We start from the raw sequence: 20,501 nt of genomic DNA, 5'->3' as shown, positions 1-20,501 counted from the left end.
TGTTGAAATCTACCATAATTCATGAAAGAAAAGGATGAGATAAGCGTGAATGCAAAAAGTGAATGGGTAAAAATTCCCATTACTAAACAAGACAGTCAGTTAACAATTGAAGACTATTTAAAAGAAAAATGGCATCTTTCTAAAAAAACGCTGCATTTATTTCGAATGAATAAAAGCATCAAAATAAATGGAGAAACCTTACCATGGAAATATGTGCTACAAGAAGGAGATAAAGCTGACCTTCACCTTTACAGCCCGGAAGAGCATACAATTAAGCCGTATCCACTACCGCTTGAAATTTTGTATGAAGACCCTCATGTGTTAATTATAAATAAACCACAGGGCTTGGATACACATCCTTCATCTCCTGAAGATACTAAGACACTGTTAAACGCTGTTGCTTATTATTTCTCTACACAAGGTTTATACACAAAACCTCGACATGTTCATCGGCTTGACCGCGATACGTCAGGAGCTATTTTATTTACCAAACACCATGTTGCTAGTTCTGTATTTGATCAGATGCTGGCACAAAGACAAATTAAGCGGTCATACGTTGCTCTTGTACACGGCCTATTTGCTAAAAAACAAGGAACAATTTCAGAACCGATTGGGAAAGACCGCCATCACTCTACAAGGAGAAGAGTCTCAAAATCCGGTCAAGCTGCAGTTACTCACTTTCAAGTGTTGAGACAAAACAAGTCAAAAAATGAGGCGCTCGTCTCACTTATGCTCGAAAGTGGACGCACGCATCAAATTCGTGTGCATTTAAGCTATATCGGCCATCCTTTAATCGGCGATACCTTGTATGGCGGACGTAAACAAAGCGGTCAACAACAAGCTTTACATGCCTTTAAATTAGCCTTTTGGCATCCATTTACACACGAAGATATTTGCGTAACAGCAAAAACCGACCAGGCTTCGTTAATTCCATATAATCAGTATTTTTAAAGACGAAACAGCTTCTTTCTCAACGCTTAGTGTTGGAGCGAAGCTGTTTTTTATTTACTCTGAACAAAATTTCCTCTTAACATTTCGCCCCTCTTTCTGTATAATACATTCTTAGAAAACATTTGTACTTCACAGGAGGACATCATGAAGAAAATTGGGCTTTTACCACGGATTATCTTGGCTATTTTTGCCGGTGTTGTAATCGGAAGCTTTATGCCAGGATGGTTTGTTCGCATATTTGCTACGTTCAATGAAATATTTGGAAACTTTTTAGAATTTGCAATTCCTCTCATTATTATTGCATTCATTGCTCCAGGAATCGGAGAAATTGGAAAGGGAGCAGGAAAATATTTAGGATTAACAACTGCTCTAGCTTATGGATCTACAGCAATAGCTGGATTATTAGCTTATCTTGTTGCGCATAATTTATATCCGGTTATGCTGAATAACTCCATTCAATCTTCTGCATTTGAAAACCCTGAGAAAGCATTACTAAAACCTTTCTTAGAACTTCAAATTCCTGCTCCAATGGAAGTGATGACAGCACTTGTATTAGCTTTTACTCTCGGACTAGGCATGGCAGCTATTAAAAATGATTCATTAAAAAAAGTAATGATTGATTTTCGTTCGGTTGTGGAACTACTGATTGGCAAGGTTATTATCCCTTTACTACCGATTCACATTTTAGGGATTTTTGCCAACATGACACAAGGTGGTCAAGTGCAGACCATTATGAGCGTTTTTGCAAAAGTATTTGTGATGATTTTGATTCTTCACTTTGTTATTTTACTTGTTCAATACAGCGTTTCTGGCACGTTAGTTAAGAAAAATCCGCTTGCTTTATTAAAAAATATGATGCCCGCTTACTTTACAGCACTGGGCACACAGTCATCTGCTTCAACAATTCCCGTTACAATGGAACGTGCCAAAAAGAATGGGGTACGTGATAAAGTAGCTGATTTCTCAATTCCATTACTGGCTACTATTCATTTATCAGGAAGCACTATTACTATTGTTTCATGTGCAATGGCTGTACTGTACATCAACGGTACCGAAGTAGCATTTGGAACGGTCTTACCTTTTATTTTGATGTTGGGAATTACTATGATTGCCGCACCAGGTGTACCCGGCGGTGGCGTTATGGCTTCTTTAGGCTTACTGCAAACGATGCTAGGTTTTGATGCAACGATGACTTCTCTCATGATTGCGCTATATATGGCTCAAGACAGCTTTGGAACGGCGTGTAACGTAACAGGAGACGGAGCAATTTCACAATTAGTTGATCGCTTTACTTCTGAAAAATCCAAAGCTGAATCCATTCAAAAAGCTAGCTAAATTCGATACTAAGAAGCACAGCCTGAGGCTGTGCTTCTTAACTATTTATTCTCCTTTTATGTCCTCTTCAATCTTAAACTGATGAATCATTTTCATTAGCTCTTCACTTAGCTCTTGCAGGTGTTCAGCAGATTCAGATACAGTCGAAATAGCTCGGATTTGCTCTTCAGTCGATGCAGTAATTTCTTCTGTTCCTGCAGCCGACTGTTGCGCGATGGCTGCAATGCTTTGAATCGATGCTACTACACCATCTTTATGAGTATCAATTTCCTGCATATTGTTCATCACATCTTGAATAGATGTAACGACCTGTTCAATATTTTGGGCGATATCACGAAATGATTGCTCTGTATCCGCTACGGCTCCTTCTTGCGCTACTGATAGCTCTCTTGTATGGTCAAATTCTTGACGAGCCATGGCAACTTCTTTTTGAATGCTGGCAATTGTTAAACGAACCTTCTCTGTTGCAGTAGATGACTGTTCAGCCAACTTACGTACTTCTTCTGCTACTACTGCAAACCCTTTTCCGTGTTCTCCTGCTCTAGCAGCTTCAATGCTGGCATTTAACGCAAGTAAGTTTGTTTGATCTGAAATATCATTAATTGTATGAATAACATATTCAATCTCTTGCATCTTATCTGTCAACTCATTAATAACAACTTGAACTGATTCAATCGTTTTAGCAGACTGATTCGTTTGTTCACGCAGTGACTGCACTTGATGTAAACCATGCGTATTTGCTTGAATCGCTTCACTCGTTAACGTATTAATTTTGGTATTTTTATCAATTACCTGCTCAATTTGGGCTGATAAACTCATCGTTTTATGATTAGTTGAATCAGCATCAGAAGCCTGCTGCGTTGCGCCGCTTGCAATTTCATGAATGGCTCTTCCAATCTCTTCACTAGATGCTGTTGCTTCTTCTGATACTGCACTTAAATTTTCCACAGAAACCTTGACTGTTTCCACAGATTCTTGAACAGCTGCAATCAATTGGCGATTGCGCCCTACCATCACGTTAAACAAGTTGGTTAGTTGACCAATTTCATCTTTAGATTTGGTTTGGATATGAACCGTTAAATCTCCCTCTGCCACTTTTGCCACTTCTTCTTTTAATCGAACAATTGGCTTTGTCATGCTTTTTGAAATAAAGAAGATTAGGAGAATTGATAATAAAATCCCAACGGCTGCGATAGTCATAATGATACGAAAGATTTCCTTAGCGCTACTAAGCATATTATCGTAAATAAAGGCATTTCCTATTTTCCACCCTGTATCTTCAATTGTCTCAAAGGCTAGAACTCGATCCTCTCCTTTGTATTTATAATGAAGAAAGTCTTTATCTTTTGCATAAACGTCATCCATAAACGCTTCTTTTTGCAACTCATTGCCTGTTGCGGTTGGATGAACGAGAACAAGACCTTGCTGATCAAATAAAAAAGCGTAACCATCATAATTCACTTGAGCTTTTGCTACCATAGAATTTAAAGCATCTAACTCTAAATCGATTGCTAGTACCCCTAGACGTTGATTTGTTTGAGGATCTTCGATTGTTTTAGCAATAGTTACTACCGTCTTTCCAGTAGATGCATCTTCATACGGTTCTGTATAAATAACTTCTCCAGGACTTTCAACTGCTTGTTTATACCAAGGTCTAGCAGTTGGGTCATAATCTGCGTCATATTCTAACGTCGGAACCGTGTACATTCCTTTATTTTCAGTTCCAATATATTGGAGGGCCATATTTGGATATTTTTCGCTTACTTGCTGAAATTCCCTTTGGACCGTTTGCCAGCTAAAGTAGCTGTCTTTTTGTGGCTCTTTTTCTTCTTTTAGAAAGTTAACCAGTACGTCGTTTTCACTATACTCAGCTACTTTACGACTATACATTTTCAAATAAGTATCGATATTTGTTTTGAGCTCTCCCACGAGCGTTTGTGATTGTACCTGCACATCGTGTTCAATTTGCTTTTTCGTAAATTGATAAACAATTCCTGAAACAAGCAATAATAAGATGATGATAATCGATGTGAAGAATAGAATCATTTTGGTGCTTAATTTTTTCATACTCTCACCTTTCTACATTACATTCATTAATTCACTGTCCTCTTTTATAACGGATACTTATCTGAAAATGTGAAGAGTTTTCAAGTACTTTTTTCTAACAATCTACTTCTGATAAAAGAAAAAAGAGTGTTTTCACTAAAGAAAAACACTCTTTTCACGTTAACTTTCTTGATACATCCGGCTCAATATGTACCAGCGTATCTTTAATTTGATACTCATCGCTCATCATATGTTCTATTTTATCAGCAATTTGATGGCTGTTAATGACGTCTAAATAGGGGTCAACCTTTACCGTTACATCTAAAACAACGTGATTGCCTAGCATTCTGGCTTTCACATCGTGAACTTCGTTTACGCCGTTAACTTCAGAAATAACTTCTTTATAATGCAATAACTGCTCTTGGTCAAACCCGTCCGTCAAGGAATGCGTCGCTTCCTTAAAGATTTCTACAGCAGTTTTACAAATGATTAATCCAACAATAATAGCTGCAACCAAGTCGATCCAAGGTAATCCAAACTGAGAGCCAACAATTCCAATAACAGCGCCAATGCTGACTAATGCATCTGATAGATTATCTTTTGCTACAGCTCGAAGCGACTGACTGTTTAGCTTAATAGCAAGCTTAATGTTATAACGATAAACCAAAAACATAATAGCTGCGGCAGCCAACCCTACCCATGCAGCTAATAGATTAGGAGCTTCTACTTCTTTTAAAAAGATAGATTGTCCTGCATCAGCAAGAACTTGCAAACCAATAACCATCATAATAAACGATGCGATTAAAGAAGCGATATGCTCTGCACGCGAATGGCCATATGGATGATCGTGGTCTCGAGGCTTCTGAGAGATTTTCAATCCAACTAATACAGCAATTGAAGCGATAATATCCGTTACGTTATTTAAACCATCCGCTTTTAAAGCCGATGAACCTGCAATAAATGCAATAACTAATTTACAAATTGATAATGTAATATATGAGACAATGCTAACCCATGCACCTTTTTGAGCTTGTTCATAATAATTTTCCACACTGTTCGCAACCTTTCTCAACAAAATGAGCAAAACTAGTGTACCAAACGAGTTTCGTGTGGGTCTATAGAAACATTGTTGACTCTTAACACGTAAATAGAGCCTATTAAACTATTTAGTTTTATGGAAAAGAAGTTGTATTTGTACAACTTGAAAAGAGGCTAGGCTATGACTAAATGATTCTGTCTCCAAGACGAGTCATGATGTTTTTAAAATAGTTAGTTTGTAAGAAACCATTGGTTCTATCGCGCTACAGACACTGTCCCCTATTCCACTAATTTCTTAACTTATTTTTCAAGCCAACAAAAATATCCGAACCACCAAAAGGATTTACCTCTCAACAATTCGGACATCTCATTAACTGAAATAGTTAGTTTACGGCCTTTTTCATTCACTTACATTCTTTTATTTATTTCCAAGTCATCAGTCATAATAACATCTACGCCTTCATTCATCAGTTGAAGAAACAAGTGCTTGTCGTTAACCGTATATACGCGAAGCTCTAATCCAGCTGCCTTCGCTCTTTTTGCTTCTGCTGAAAACGCATATTCAGCTTCACAGTGAAGGCCACTTGCCTGAATGGTCAAAGCTTTTTCAACTGCTTTGTTATCAATTCCTTCAAAGAGAAATCCTAGTGAAATATGTGGATGTATATCCCTAACTTTTATCAAGCTTTTGTAGTTAAAAGATGAGATAATGACTTGGTTTCCAAGCTCATACTCTTCTATAAGCTCTAGCACCTTTTCTTCCAGACCTTCATACGCTATCACATCATTTTTCAGCTCAATATTAAGGGTTAGCACACTCTTTGTACTAACTATCCATTCAAACACATCTCGAAGCGTAGGGATAGCCTCCTGATGAAACGCCTTATGAAACCAAGTTCCGGCATCAAATAAAATAATTTGCTTTAAGAAAAAGTCTTGAACATAGCCGATGCCATTAGTAGTTCGATTTATTTCTTCATCATGAATAACAACGACTTCTCCATCTTTTGTTAGCTGTACGTCTAGTTCAATACCACTTACATTTCTCTTCCTAGCTTCTTCAAATGCTCTCATCGTATTTTCTGGAAATTTGCTACTAAACCCTCTATGGGCATAAACCTTTGTTTTTTGACTCATACCGACTCCCCTTATTATGTAGAATAAAAGCCCGCTTACCTTTTCCTAAACGGGCCTTATATCATTTCTTATTTTTGATTCGCTGCTTCAAGAGAACGATTAGTCTCTTCCGCTGCTCGATTTAAGGCTTCTTGTGGTTTCACACCTTGATATAAACTTTCCATCCCCGATACAATTTTCTGACGAGATTCTGGGAAAACAGAAATTAGCGCACCTTGTGTTGCTGGAGACGGCTTTGTCTGGCTCAATTGGTCAACCGTTACTTTCAATTGAGGATATTTCTCCCATTCTTTCTTTACAATATCTTGCTCATATGCTTTAGGATTAATAGCAAAATAGCCTGTTTCTACATGCCATTTTGCCTGAGCTTCAGGTGTTGCAAGATATTTCATGAAATCCCATGTTGCCTTTTGTGTTTCTTCACTAATCCCGTTAGACATCCAAAGTGAAGCACCTCCAATGATAACCCCTTGGCGATCTTCTTCTTTTGGAACTGGTAAATAGGCCACTCCTACTTCAAATGGAGCATTATCAATCAACGTTTTGACACCTGCGGATGAATCTAAAAACATAGCAACTTTCTTTGATTGAAACGCTGCTCGAATATCATCCCAATTTTGTCCTACATTGTAGAATGTACCATCATTATACATATCTGAAATAAGATTGAACGCGTTCAATCCTTCTTTTCCATTGAAGACTGCTTTTTCAGCATTACCGCTGCGGCCATTTTCATTATCAACATATAACCCACCTTGAGCAGCTACCAACTCTTCAAAAAACCAACCATAATTTAAAATAGAGAATCCGTACTGCGTTGTTTGATTTCCTTTTTTCTTTGTTAATTTTTCCGCTGCTTTTTGTAGCTCATCGTAAGTCGTTGGTGCTTTTTCGGGATCTAACCCCGCTTCTTTAAATGCGTCTTTATTATAAACAAGGACGGGAGTTGACGAGTTAAAAGGCATTGAGTACTGTTCACCGTCTACTTGATAATAACTTGAAATATTTTGTTCCCACTGAGAGGTATCATAGTTTTCTTCATCAATAAACTTTTGAACAGGTTGAACCTTTCCACTATCAATCATATATTTTGTTCCTACTTCAAATGTTTGCATAACAGAAGGCGCATCTTTTGTGCCTGCTACCGTATTAAATTTTGTTAATGCCTCTTCATATGTTCCCTGAAACATCGGCTTCACTTCTACTTCATCCTGTGACTTATTGTAATCATCTACCATTGTATTTAACACTTTTTCTAAATCACCGCTCATAGCATGCCAAAAGACGACTTCTGTTTTACCATCTTCTGTTTTCTTTGTCTCCTGCACTTCAGAACCACTACTCGAATTTGAACATGCTGCAACAAGCATTAACATACAAGCACTCAGTATCGCTAACCATTTTTTCATCATTGTCACTCCCTTATTTAATTGCACCTTGTGTGAGACCTTTTTGAAGTCGTTTTTGTCCTAAGAATAGAAGTAATAATGTCGGTAAAATCACTACAACAACCGCTGCCATCACCACCCCCCAATCCGTCGAAATTTCTTGAGTTTGCATCTGTTTCAAACCAATTTGTACTGTTCGTGCCTCTTCAGTGTTGGTAACAAGAAGTGGCCACAAGTACATGTTCCAAGTCGTTAAAAAACTATAGACTCCTAATGTAACCAGGCTTGTCTTTGAAACTGGTAGTACAACATTCCAAAAGAAGCGGAAGCGACTAATTCCTGCAACCTGAGAAGCTTCATAAAGTTCATGAGGAATCGTTTTAAACTGCTGACGTAACAAAAATGTTCCAAATGCTAAAGCAAAGAACGGGATAGTCAAGCTGAGATGACTGTTCAGCCAACCAAGCTTTTGAATTGTTAAAAAGTTTGGAACCATCGTTGCTTCCCAAGGAATCATCATTGTAGAGATAAAGAGAAAGAACAGTGCCTCTCTTCCTTTAAATGAGATAAATACAAAAGCAAAAGCTGCAAGGCTAGAAACAATTATTTGTCCAAGCATAACGGAAATAGACACAACGAAACTGTTAAGCAAATAATGCAACAGCGGTACTCGCTCAAAAGCCGCTCGATAGTTCTCAAACGTAAACGAAGTTGGTAAAAGATTTCCTTCTAACACCTGTGCTCCCGTCATAAAGCTGATGGAAAAGGCGTATAAAATAGGAAATACGATAATAAAAGTTGAGGTAATCAATAGGGTGTATGTGATAAACTTTCTTGTTTTACTCATTGATAGTGAACCTTCCTCTCGCCTAGTTTAAATTGAAGGATGGTTAAAATCAGAATACAGAAAAATAAGATAACCGCTTGTGCACTGGCAGAGCCCACATTGTAATTAATAAACGCATCTTTATAGATAGAGTAAACAATTACATTTGTAGAATCTGTCGGACCACCTTTTGTTAAAATGTCGATTTGACCAAAGGTCTGAAATGCGTTAATAAACGAAACAGTAATGATAAAAAATAGTGTTGGAGATAGCATAGGAATCGTTATTTTTCTTAGCTGATACCAATAGCTCACACCTGCAATCTGCGCATTTTCATAAAGCTTTTCATCAATATTTTGTAAACCTCCAAGCAAGATTAAAAAAGTAAAACCAACGTTCATCCAAACTGTTGAAATGGATACCGCAATGAGCGCAAACTTTGGATCAAGCAGCCATTGAACTCCTTGGATACCTACCGTATTGAGGACTTTATTTATAATACCGATAGCAGGATTATACATAAACATCCAAATAACTGATGATGCGGCTACGCTCATACCCATTGTGGATGAAAACATCGTACGGAAAAAGCCGATTCCTTTTAACTTTTCATTAGCAATTAAAGCCAAAAATAAAGCGAGAGTAATTCCAATAGGTACCGTGTATAAAACAAATAAAAAAGTAGCTTTCATACTTTGCAAGAAATTAGGATTCGATAGTAAATTCACAAAATTATCTACCCCGACAAATCGTAAGGGCACACCTTGACTATCCGTGATAAATAGACTTAAATACAGCGTGCGAAGCATAGGATAAAAGAGGAACACGCTAAATAAAAGGATAGAAGGCAATAAGTAAGTCAAACCTTCCAGCATTGATGAACGTTTGTTAGACACAAGCTTCGGTTTTATCGCCTCAGCATTCGATAACTTCGGGATAGCACTCATGCTAACTCCTCCTCAACCGTGTGTGACGTAATATGCTTTGTGTCTTGATGCACGCATTCACCGGTTTCAGAATGAAATAAAAAGATATCTTTTGAATCAATATAAAGCGGAATCTCATCACCAACAGCAATATTCCATTGACCATTCCATTTAGCAATCCATTGTTCGCTTGAACCGACTGTAAAAGTGATCAGCGTTTCTGTTCCTAAGATCTCTACGTTTATAACCTTTACTAAAAGGCTCGGTTCCTCCCCTTTTGCCAACTTCACTTTTTCTGGCCTTACGCCAACAATTAAATCCTTATGTTCCGTCATTAATTCGATAGACATAGGGTATGAAAGTGACTGACCTTGTTCAAAAATAAGCTGATGTGAATGCACTTGTACGGTTGCTAAATTCATAGGAGGCCCGCCAATAAATGAAGCAACGAACGTATTGGTAGGTGAATTATAAATATCTAAGGGCTTCCCTACCTGTTGGATATGCCCACCGTTTAAAATCATCATGCGATCTGCCATTGTCATCGCTTCTGTTTGATCATGAGTTACATAAATCATTGTGATGCCTAACTTACGCTGAAGCTGCCGGATTTCTGACCTCATTTTGGCACGAAGCTTCGCATCTAGGTTTGATAATGGCTCATCCATTAAACATATGGGTGCCTGCGTCACAATTGCTCGTGCTAGAGCAACACGCTGACGCTGTCCACCAGAAAGCTGTTTTGGCTTACGATTCAAAAGTTGGTCAAGACCCAAAAGCTCAGCAGCTTCATGACAGCGCTCTCTTTGCTCTATTTTAGAAATTTTCTTTGTGTGCAAGCCAAAGGTAATGTTTTGCTCTACCGTTAAGTGCGGATATAATGCATAATTTTGAAATACCATTGATAAGTTTCGTTGGCTCGGTAACAAGCGATTTGCTTTTTCTGTTCCAATAAACAAGTTGCCTTCTGTAATGTCTTCAAGTCCAGCAATCATTCGAAGCATCGTGCTTTTTCCACATCCAGACGGGCCAACTAATACAAAGAATTCTCCTGCTTCAATCGTGACGTTAATGTCGCTGATCACATTTGTTTTTTGATCATACGATTTTTTGAAATTTTGTAACTGTACTCTTTTCATATCATCACTCCCTTTTTTACTTTACGGACAAAGATAATTATTCATGACTATTTTGCGTCTTCCACAACCAATTTTTACCTGTAGATACAGCTACTGCTCCACTCTGTAATGCTTGATCAATATGTTGTTGGTTTTGAATTAATCCCCCTGTAATAAGGGGACAAGATGTTTTCAATTTTAACTTTTCAATCATTTCGGGTATTAAAGCTGGCATAACTTCAAGAGCATCTGGCTGAATTTCTTCAACTACTTTCAATCCGTTTGCTACCGCATCTGTGTCCACTAAAAACAAACGCTGAATAGCAATCAATCCTTCTTTTTTTGCAAGTTGGATTAGGGAACTCTTTGTGGTTACAATCCCCGTAGGCTTCACGAATTTCGCAATAAATTTTAGCCCTTCCTTGTCATAGCTAATTCCCTTGATTTTCTCAAGGTGCAAAAATACAAAGCGGTCATGTTTCTTAAGTAGCTCCACGTACTTTTTAATGACGCTAATGTTACCAGTAAGAAGAAAAGCTACTTTTACATCTGATTCTAAAAAGAGTTCTAGACTCTTGGGTGTTTTAACAGATGCAATCATTCGATCTCGATTTAGATAAAATTGAAATTCACTTACTATATTCACGCTTACAATCACCTCAGATAGAGTAAACAAAAAGCCATAAAAAAACGCATAGATCTTTCATTCTATTGTTTTTTTATGGCTTCTCTTATTCATAACCAATTATCTATTCACTTGTCTTTCACAGTTATTATCTTAGCTCGTCCATATAAAGGAACTGTGAAGAAAGTGTATAGTTTTGTAAAGAGGGAGTAGATGTTTTGTAAACAAAAAAAAGAGCGATTACAAAAATGTAATCGCTGCTTTTTATAGTGCACACTCTTCAATTTCAAACCCTAAGTCTTCGATAATCTGCCAATCCGACGTCGGTTCTTGTCCTTCTGTTGTTAGATAGTCTCCAACAAAGATAGAATTAGCAGCAAATAATCCTAGTGGCTGTAATGAACGAAGGTTGATTTCTCGTCCACCCGAAATGCGAATTTCCTTTGTCGGATTAACAAATCGCATCATGGCTAAAATCTTTAAACACTGCATCGGTGTAAGAGATTTTTGGTTCTCTAATGGTGTGCCTGGTACTGCAACTAAGAAGTTACAAGGAATAGAATCTGCATCTAATCTATTTATCTCAAAAGCTATATCTACTCGCTGCTCGTCCGTTTCACCCATTCCAAAAATAGCACCGGAACAAGGAGATAATCCCGCTTGTTTTGACTTTTGCACCGTATCAACCCGATCTTCATAACCATGTGTAGAACAAATTTCATCATAATGATCAGCATGTGTATTCAAGTTATGGTTGTAACGATGTACGCCTGCATCTACTAGTCTGGAAGCCTGATCATCATTCAAAAAGCCTAGACAGGCACAAATTTTCAAGTTCGTTTCTTCACGAATCTGTTTCACAGCACCAATAACGTGTTCTACTTCTCTATCGGTTGGACGACGCCCTGACGCCACAATACAGTATGTACCCGCTTTCCGGCGCTTTGCTTCAAACGCACCTTCAACAATTTTTTCTTGCGTTAACCAAGCATACTTATCAATCGGAGCCTCTGAAATAATAGACTGTGAACAGTAACCACAATCTTCCGGACAAAGTCCCGACTTTGTATTAATAATCATATTTAACTTTACTTTCCGTCCATAGTAGTGGTGTCTAATTTGATAAGCAGCATTCATAATGCTTAAAATTTGTTCATCTGGAATAGCTAATATTTGTTGGGCTTCTTCTTTTGTTAATACATATCCCTCTTCAATAATCTGAGTAGCCAGCTTGCCCCAATCTTTTATATAGGTTGCTTTCACGGCAATTCCCTCCCTCTAAATATGTTAATCTATATGAAATAAAAGTTAACATTTTCCATAGATAAATGTCAACAAAATATTATAATAAGTTTACATTTGGATGATTATAAAAAAAGCAGGTACCTTTAAAAGTTACCTGCAAAACTACCTTATTTATAAATCCCTTCTAACTAGTTGAATAACGCCAGACTTTGGGCATCTGAATGTATGAAATCCTGAACTTAGAGCTTGATTTTCATTATGAACCACTTTCCCTAAGCAGTTAACTATCCTTACTTGCCATGTTCCAGCTGTTAACTTTACAATTATCGTCTCTTCTTCCGACCCGTTCACAATCGTACATAAGTGATTATCTTTCTTTAACTGAATAGCAGTAGAGTCGTAGCGCACTACTAAGCTTTCATGCTCATGTTCTACGCTCATGGCCGCATTCATCTGAGCTGAGGTAGCTCTTATCTTTTTAACGTTTAGAAGGTTGCAGTGTTCCTTCCAAAATGTAATCCAATAGGATAGTAGCTGTGAATGTTCATAGCTTAAATGTTTTAAGCTAATACTAACATGCGGCACCGCAAATAATGTGTTAATAAAATAGAGCGAGGCATTTTCTACGCTTTCGTTTTCATGCCATTGAATAATCGGTGATTGAATGGACTGATTGGGATACAAATGCCGCAAGTTTTTTATATGTAGTCGTTCTGTTGCTCGATCACTCATCATGAAAGAAGAGGGAAAACTATAATGAGGCGATTGATTATTAACCACAAAGCAGCCAACCTCTAAAACTTGCCTTCCTTTTTGAAGGCTTGTAATATGCTGTAGTAAACGATAAACCATATGTTCCGTGTCGTCACAATCAGAACTCGCTTGTACTCGAATCTCTATTCGATCAAACTTCCACTTATCTAAGAGTTGTTGCATATGAGCTAAAATATGTCGTCTCCTCGTACTAAACTGTTCATTGGTGAGATAAACAGACAATGTGTAGTCTAACTCCATTTGATGAATGTACGCAATATGCTTTTGAATGGCCGTATCTTGTTCTCTGTCTCCTAACAGACCTTCTACCAGTTCATACGAGACTTCAGCAACAATTCGTTCAAAACCAAGCTGTCTAGCTATATATACATTTTCTTCAATTTCTTGGATTTCTGAAGGAAAGGAATCTGTACATACATAGGTGGGTGAAGATACATGCTTTTTTAAAAAGTGAGCAAACACATTTCCTTTAGTTTCATGCCATTCTTTTAGCTCTACTAGAGACTGTTCATATGGAATATCTCGCGTGTCGATGCGAATTTCGCACTCATATTCTTCATTATTAAAAGGTATTTCCACCTGAAAGCTGAAGTTCATTTCCATTTTCTCTTGATTAAAAGTCATAAAAAGAGCAGCATGTCTTGATGTATCTGAACAGGTTACACTATAACGATTTTCACCTCGATCATTATAAAAGCTATTAAGGTGTGGTAGTTTCCTCATACTCTGGTCATCAAAACGTATACGAGACTGATTAAATAACCAACACCCATGAATATCCGTACATGGATTTGTCCATTCTAACGATAATTTTGCCCCTGTAGCCGCATGATTATTTTTTACCTTTACTTTTACCAAATGAATACCGTTTTCATTTGTTTCATCTAATAGAACATGCATGGTTGGTGATTTAATAACTTGAAAGTCCAAATATTGTTTTACAGCCATTTTCTTGCCACCTTTTTGTAAGCGTATACAATCTATTCCATTACTTTTTTATTAGTTTTATTTTATGTGTAAAATTACTTTCCCTCAATGGTAAATAACTAACGAAATAAAAGTACTTTTTTGCTTTAAACAAAACAAGCATGATACTTATGCGCATCATGCTTTTAATCAATTCCATATCGCTTACATTTATCGTAAAAGCTTGTTTTACCAATTTCTAAAAGCTTAGCCGCTTGCTGTTTATTTCCATCCGTACTTTTTAAAGCTTTCTCTATTGCTTCTTTTTCCGCTCGCGCCACCACATCTTTTAATGGTTGCACATTAGCGTTTTCTACTGTCACCAAGCCATTGATTTCATGTTTTATATCTTGGTTGTGTCCTTCTAGATCTTGAAGATATAAAGGTAAGTGAGATAAGAGAATCGTTTGACCATCTAAGATATTAACAGCTCTTTCCAAAACATTTTCTAACTCGCGTATATTGCCAGGCCACGAATGTTTTTGTAATTGCTTTAACACCTCATTTGATAATTCAAGATTATGGCGATGAAAATGCTGTTCTAGCTTTTTTAACAGTACGTAAGCAATTTGAGATAGATCTTCTTTTCGCTCACGAAGAGGTGGGATATCTACTTTAATAACATTTAAGCGATAATATAAATCTTCTCGAAACTCACCCTTTTCGACCATTTCTTCCAAGTTACGATGGGTAGCGGCAATAATTCGTACATCAATATCAATGGTTTTTTGGCCGCCAACTCTTTCAAGCTCTTTTTCTTGCACAACACGCAGTAGCTTACTTTGCATTTGTAGGGGCATATCACCTACTTCATCTAAAAAAAGCGTACCTCTATGAGCCAACTCAAATTTTCCTTTTTTTCCTCCTCTACGCGCACCTGTAAATGCACCTTCTTCATATCCAAATAGTTCAGATTCTAAGAGCTGCTCTGGAATGGATGCACAATTTACTCGAACAAATGGAAAAAAGCACCTGGAGCTCGCTTGATGAATCGCGTGAGCAAATAACTCTTTTCCAGTCCCAGATTCTCCTAATAGTAGTACCGCTGACTTACTGTTGGCTACTCGCTCGGCTAATTGTTTAGCAAAAAGAAATTGTTTATTATCTCCGATAAGATCTTGAAAACTATATTTACTCTCTGACTCGTGTTCAAGCTTTTTCTTATAATAATTCAGTTCTTCTAATAGAGGCTGTACTTTTTCAGAATAAGCTAGCCAATCTTTAGCATTCCGAAACATTACCGTTCCTACAGCTCCAACCAATTCATTGTCTACATATAAAGGATATCTGTTTGCAATCATTTCATTCCCTTTAATAAAATGAATGCTAGCTACTTCTGCTTGACCAGTTTGAGTAACAATATGCATTCTCGAGTTTTCAATTACTTCTTGAACAGAACGTCCAATTGCTTGTTCAACTGTCGTATGTAAAAACTCACAGTAAGCTTTATTTATATAAAGGATTTTCCCCTGAACATTTACTACAACAATCCATTCTGTTGCTACATTTAAAATCTCTTCAAACCATTTATCAGGAATTCGATTTTTATGAGCCACCATCTTTCCTCCTATGTACACACTTCTATTACCTATTATACCAAACTCTCCTTATGCAATTGCTTTTATTCCGGAAAAACGGATTTTTCCGGATTTTTGGAAGTAACACTCTTTTTTATTCCGTTTTTACGGAAATACCAATTACATTTCTCCATATTTCTATTCAAGAATCCCGATTTTGTTTGGCTTTGTCTAATTTTTAGAAGTTGGCACGAATCTTGCAATTATACTTATTTAAGTAAACGCTTACATTTTTTCGTGTAAAAAGGAGGATTATATTGGTTCGATAAAGTAAAGAACGCTATAGGGGGGATTTGAAATGGAACTAGTTATTATCCTTTTATCACTTAGTCTTTTAATGTTTGTCGCATATCGTGGATTTTCAGTTATTCTATTTGCGCCAATCTGTGCACTTTTTGCTGTTGTACTAACTGAGCCAAGTTACGTGTTGCCTTTTTTCTCAAATATTTTCATGGAAAAAATGGTAGGGTTTATTAAGCTATATTTTCCAGTTTTCTTATTAGGTGCGATTTTTGGTAAAGTCGTTGAAATGTCAGGATTGGCTGAAACCATTGCTAAAACAATTGTACAAGTTGTTGGTGCAAAACGAGCAATTTTAGCCATTGTCATTATGGGAGCAATTTTAACCTATAGTGGAGTTAGCTTATTTGTTGTTGTGTTTGCTATTTATCCATTTGCAGCTAATCTATTTCGAGAAGCAAACATTCCTAAAAGACTTATTCCAGGAACCATTGCATTAGGTGCTTTCACTTTTACAATGGATGCTTTGCCAGGTACTCCACAAATTCAAAACGTTATTCCAACTACTTTCTTTAAAACAGATATTTATGCTGCACCAATGCTAGGTATCATTGGCGCTATCTTTGTTTTGTTTGTTGGGCTAAAATATTTAGAAGGTCGCCGTAAAAAAGCAGAAGCTGCTGGTGAAGGTTATTATGGCTTTGGCCACGAAACCGCAGCTGCGGCTGAGAAGTTAGAAAATGATATAACAATAGGAGAAGAAGAAACAAGTACGAAAAATGAAAAACCAACCATGTCTCGTCAAATCCTAGCGTTTGTACCTCTAATTCTAGTAGGAGTTATGAATAAAGTATTTACAATGGCTCTGCCTGTTTGGTATCCAAATGGTTTTGATTTTGCTGCCATTGGTCTTGAATCCTTTGGAAAAGTTGAGCTTTCATCTGTACTTGCTATTTGGTCGGTTCAAATGGCTCTAGTAGTAGGAATTATTGCCACACTGCTATATGATTGGAAAAAAGTAAAAGTAAACTTTCAAGCAGGTCTTAATACAAGTATCAGCGGCGCGTTGTTAGCTTCCATGAACACAGGTGCTGAATATGGTTTTGGAGGCGTTATTGCTGCTCTTCCAGGGTTCGGTGTTATTAGTAAAGGAATTTCTGAGACATTTACAAATCCACTTGTTAACGGTGCTGTAACAACAACAACATTGGCTGGTATAACAGGATCTGCATCAGGAGGAATGGGCATTGCTTTAAGCGCTATGTCTGAAAAATACTTAGCAGCAATCAATCAATTCAATATACCACCTGAAGTAATGCACCGCGTTATTTCAATGGCATCAGGTGGTATGGATACACTTCCACATAACGGTGCTGTTATTACGCTTCTTGCAGTAACTGGCTTAACGCATCGTCAAGCGTATCGAGATATTTTCGCTATTACAATTATTAAGACGTTAGCAGTTTTTGTAATCATTGCACTTTACACATTCTTCGGTATTGTATAAACAAAGAAGCATCCTTTCTATAAAACAAGGGTGCTTCTTTGTCGACATATTTCCCTAGAAATAATGTTATTTCGCAGGAAATGTCTTATTATGACTCTTGTAAATTCTTTTCTTGCTCTAATCGTTCTAAGATGCGGCGTTTACGATAAAGCATAGTCCCTATTTCTCCAATGTCTCCAATCGCCTGCTTATTCACATAAGCACCGAAAATCATACCTGCTATAGGAATCATTTGAAAAAGCTTTTTCCATCCCCAGTTGTCTCGATAAGTTGTAAATACCTCTCTCCAACCTTGAAGCTGCGATAAGCTTTGTGCACGTTTACCTTCTGCCAATTCTTCTAAAATTGCTTGTTTACCAACAATATCAGAAGATGAGAATTGCATACACTTTACCATAAAGACGCGTTCTTCTTGCTTTGTTGGATCATAACCATAAGCAACAGCAACCTCTTGCAGAGTTTTAAGTGTTAAACCTAAGACAAATGGAACATCAATAGCCAAAGTGAAAATACCACCGATGCCTGTTGTAGCGCCTTGGATTTGAGCATTTTTTTGACGTGTTGCTACAAAAGCATTTGCTAATTCATCCATCTCTTGAATAGATAGCTGCTGAATGTCTGTTAATGTTAACTCTTTTTCTTCTAAGCGCTTAGATGCCTTTTCTAACGTAGCGGACGTATTTGCTAAATATTGTCCACCATTATCAATGTATTTAGCAACTTCATCAAGGAGCTTTTCTATTTTTGCATGAATAAATTTAGGGGTTACTTTATCAAGAGCCGCAAAGGGTAAGCGAAGCAGCTTCTCCCAAAAAAACAAGCCTTTTTGACTTTTTTCCCACTTTTCAACCTTTTTTAGCTCCTTTGCTAGCTGTTCCCGTGTCTCCACACACATTCCCCTTTCTATATAAAGCGCCCAGACAAATAATGTACTGGACGCTTTCATTCTTCTTATGCCTTTTGCTTCTTTTTCACATATTTAAATATAAAAAACACAACGATGATAATTAACAGACCAATTCCAATCGGTTGCATATATTGAGAAACAATCGGTCCAACATCTTCCCATTTCGGACCTAACTTATAACCAAGATACACGTAAAGAGCCGTAATTGGCAGCATCGCTACAAACGTATAAATTGAGAACTGCCAAACGTTCATTTTTGCCATTCCACAAGGAAGCGAGATAGCTGTACGTACGCCAGGAATAAAGCGTCCAAAGAAAGCTACTCCTGCTCCATATTTATCAAAGAACCGATCAGCTGCATCGATTTCCTTCTCTTTCACTAGAAAGTACTTTCCATATTTTAAAACAAGAGGACGTCCGCCATAGCGACCAAGAGCGTAAAGCGTTAATGGTCCAAACACTCCTCCAATTGTTCCTGCTAAAATAGCTAAATAAAGGTTCATATCACCTTGATATACCCAATATCCCACAAGTGGCAAAACAAGCTCTGCTGGGACAAATTCAAACGTTAGCGCTAAGATAACCCCGAAATATGAAAGCTGCTTAAGCGCTTCTACTAATGACAAAACAACTGTTTCTAACAAACGACTTCCTCCTCAGTTAACTGATTACTCTATGACAAAACGTGATATTTTAAAGCTTCACAAGTCATAATTGTATATTAATCCCCTGTAATTGAAAAGTAAAAAAAGAACGAATGCTGTCAGTCTAAGTAATTTACGATTTCTTCTCTAAAAAGTTTCAATAAAAATAGACACTAGATAGCTAGTGCCTAAATTTTAAAGTTAATTTGGATGACTCCAACTTTCCGAAGCGCATCATATAAGATGACAAGTGCTGGACCTAGGAACAGTCCAATAAACCCTAATAGTTTAAATCCTATATATAAGCTGATTAACGCAGCTAAAGGAGAAATTCCCATATTTGTTGAGAATACTTTCGGCTCTACAACTCGTCGAACAACCGTAATGACTCCAAATAAAATAAATAGGCCGATTGCCAGTGAATCTTGACCTTGAGTTAAAGCAAATATTCCCCATGGGACTAGAACAGAACCTGTTCCTAAGATTGGTAGAATATCAACAATAACAATTAACAGGCTCAATAAAGCTGTGTATGGTACATTTAATAACCATAGCCCAACATAAGCCATCACAAATGTTAAAAGACTCAATACAATCTGAGCTTTAATAAATCCAACACCAGCTTGCATCAGCTGCGTAATAACAATTTTTGTTTTATATTTCGTTTCATCTGTTAAGAACGATTTTATTTTCTCTTTAATATTTGGTAACTCTAAACTAATGAACACTAAAGCAACTAAATAAATTAGAAATTCCAACAAGAAGCCTGGAACTGTTGCAGCAAAGCTAATAATTAACTCAACGGTTCCCTTTAATAGTGTATCCAACGAATTAATAGTGCTTTCAATTGCATTTTCAATAGATGAAATGACTTCTGTAGGAAGAGCATTTGAATAATATTTCCACTTAATAATATTAGGATAAATTGTCGTTTCGTAAAGCTCTTTTACAAAAGAAGGCGTGACTTTTGAGAGAGCTACTACTTGCGTTACAATTGTACGAATAATAAAGAAACCAATCAATGTTATGGATACAACATATAATAAAAACGCTACTAATACAGCATAGATTCGATTAAACTTCAAAGAGTGCTGCAACTTTTGAATAAGGCCTTCTAGAACAATTGCCGTTAACAAAGCAAAGACAATTGGTAAGCTATAAGGAATTAAAAAACAAGCTGCAATAATTGATACAATAATTGCTATGCGCTTCTTCCACATATGTAAATGCCTCCCACGCTTTCTTCCTAAA

The 20,501-nt window shown here is 37.1% G+C and carries 17 protein-coding genes; 3 read left to right on the top strand and 14 right to left on the bottom strand.

The genetic code is table 11. The annotated features are described in order from the left end of the window. Positions 1–45: 45 nt before the first annotated feature. On the top strand, positions 46–951 hold the full coding sequence (locus tag NIZ91_03115; GenBank protein USY55673.1) for an RluA family pseudouridine synthase: 906 nt from the start codon (positions 46–48) through the stop codon (positions 949–951). A 144-nt stretch (positions 952–1,095) separates the two neighbouring features. After that, on the top strand, positions 1,096–2,286 hold the full coding sequence (locus NIZ91_03110) for a dicarboxylate/amino acid:cation symporter (protein ID USY55672.1): 1,191 nt from the start codon (positions 1,096–1,098) through the stop codon (positions 2,284–2,286). 45 nt (positions 2,287–2,331) lie between these two features. Here the strand turns inward: NIZ91_03110 and NIZ91_03105 are convergent, their stop codons facing one another. The 11 genes from NIZ91_03105 to NIZ91_03055 all read right to left on the bottom strand — a co-directional run bounded on the left by NIZ91_03105 (position 2,332) and on the right by NIZ91_03055 (position 15,934). Next, on the bottom strand, positions 2,332–4,353 hold the full coding sequence (locus tag NIZ91_03105) for a methyl-accepting chemotaxis protein (protein USY55671.1): 2,022 nt from the start codon (positions 4,351–4,353) through the stop codon (positions 2,332–2,334). Between the two features lie 154 nt (positions 4,354–4,507). Next, complete coding sequence (locus tag NIZ91_03100) at positions 4,508–5,383, bottom strand: cation diffusion facilitator family transporter (protein USY55670.1); 876 nt, start codon at positions 5,381–5,383, stop codon at positions 4,508–4,510. Between the two features lie 395 nt (positions 5,384–5,778). Further along, positions 5,779–6,507, bottom strand: a complete 729-nt coding sequence (locus NIZ91_03095) for a glycerophosphodiester phosphodiesterase (protein USY55669.1) — start codon at positions 6,505–6,507, stop codon at positions 5,779–5,781. Positions 6,508–6,575: 68 nt separating this feature from the next. Continuing rightward, positions 6,576–7,916 carry an ABC transporter substrate-binding protein gene (locus NIZ91_03090; GenBank protein USY57077.1) on the bottom strand — a complete coding sequence of 447 codons (1,341 nt, stop codon included), beginning with the start codon at positions 7,914–7,916 and terminating at the stop codon, positions 6,576–6,578. A gap of 13 nt (positions 7,917–7,929) precedes the next feature. Continuing rightward, complete coding sequence (locus NIZ91_03085) at positions 7,930–8,742, bottom strand: carbohydrate ABC transporter permease (GenBank protein ID USY55668.1); 813 nt, start codon at positions 8,740–8,742, stop codon at positions 7,930–7,932. Beyond that, positions 8,739–9,668, bottom strand: coding sequence for a sugar ABC transporter permease (locus tag NIZ91_03080; GenBank protein USY55667.1), 930 nt, complete (start codon positions 9,666–9,668; stop codon positions 8,739–8,741). The genes NIZ91_03085 and NIZ91_03080 overlap by 4 nt, the downstream gene beginning before the upstream one ends. Continuing rightward, on the bottom strand, positions 9,665–10,786 hold the full coding sequence (locus tag NIZ91_03075; GenBank protein USY55666.1) for an ABC transporter ATP-binding protein: 1,122 nt from the start codon (positions 10,784–10,786) through the stop codon (positions 9,665–9,667). The genes NIZ91_03080 and NIZ91_03075 overlap by 4 nt, the downstream gene beginning before the upstream one ends. 37 nt (positions 10,787–10,823) lie before the next feature. Next, positions 10,824–11,411: a glycerol-3-phosphate responsive antiterminator gene (locus tag NIZ91_03070; GenBank protein USY55665.1), complete on the bottom strand. Its 588-nt coding sequence runs from the start codon at positions 11,409–11,411 to the stop codon at positions 10,824–10,826. Between the two features lie 243 nt (positions 11,412–11,654). After that, positions 11,655–12,653 carry a biotin synthase BioB gene (gene bioB, locus NIZ91_03065; GenBank protein ID USY55664.1) on the bottom strand — a complete coding sequence of 333 codons (999 nt, stop codon included), beginning with the start codon at positions 12,651–12,653 and terminating at the stop codon, positions 11,655–11,657. Between the two features lie 153 nt (positions 12,654–12,806). After that, entirely contained in the window at positions 12,807–14,357 is a 1,551-nt protein-coding gene (locus NIZ91_03060; protein USY55663.1) for a hypothetical protein, read from the bottom strand. Between the two features lie 164 nt (positions 14,358–14,521). Continuing rightward, entirely contained in the window at positions 14,522–15,934 is a 1,413-nt protein-coding gene (locus NIZ91_03055) for a sigma 54-interacting transcriptional regulator (protein USY55662.1), read from the bottom strand. A gap of 316 nt (positions 15,935–16,250) precedes the next feature. On the opposite strand from NIZ91_03055, the gene NIZ91_03050 reads away from it, so the two are divergent. Beyond that, the gene (locus NIZ91_03050) at positions 16,251–17,699 is read left to right on the top strand and encodes a GntP family permease (protein ID USY55661.1); all 1,449 of its coding nucleotides are present in this window, start codon (positions 16,251–16,253) and stop codon (positions 17,697–17,699) included. A gap of 88 nt (positions 17,700–17,787) precedes the next feature. Here the strand turns inward: NIZ91_03050 and NIZ91_03045 are convergent, their stop codons facing one another. The 3 genes from NIZ91_03045 to ytvI all read right to left on the bottom strand — a co-directional run bounded on the left by NIZ91_03045 (position 17,788) and on the right by ytvI (position 20,470). Continuing rightward, the gene (locus tag NIZ91_03045) at positions 17,788–18,588 is read right to left on the bottom strand and encodes an EcsC family protein (GenBank protein USY55660.1); all 801 of its coding nucleotides are present in this window, start codon (positions 18,586–18,588) and stop codon (positions 17,788–17,790) included. Positions 18,589–18,650: 62 nt separating this feature from the next. Continuing rightward, positions 18,651–19,250 (bottom strand): DedA family protein, encoded by a 600-nt coding sequence (locus tag NIZ91_03040; GenBank protein USY55659.1) that lies wholly within the window; start codon positions 19,248–19,250, stop codon positions 18,651–18,653. Positions 19,251–19,438: 188 nt separating this feature from the next. Next, positions 19,439–20,470, bottom strand: coding sequence for a sporulation integral membrane protein YtvI (gene ytvI / locus NIZ91_03035; protein ID USY55658.1), 1,032 nt, complete (start codon positions 20,468–20,470; stop codon positions 19,439–19,441). Between the last annotated feature and the right edge of the window lie 31 nt (positions 20,471–20,501).

Origin of the sequence: Bacillus sp. 1780r2a1, from assembly GCA_024134725.1 — a bacterium.
GTDB classification, from domain to species: Bacteria; Bacillota; Bacilli; order Bacillales; family Bacillaceae_H; genus Priestia; species Priestia aryabhattai_A.
Note: the sequence above shows the minus strand (reverse complement) of the source record. Positions and strands in the feature narration are given on the sequence as shown.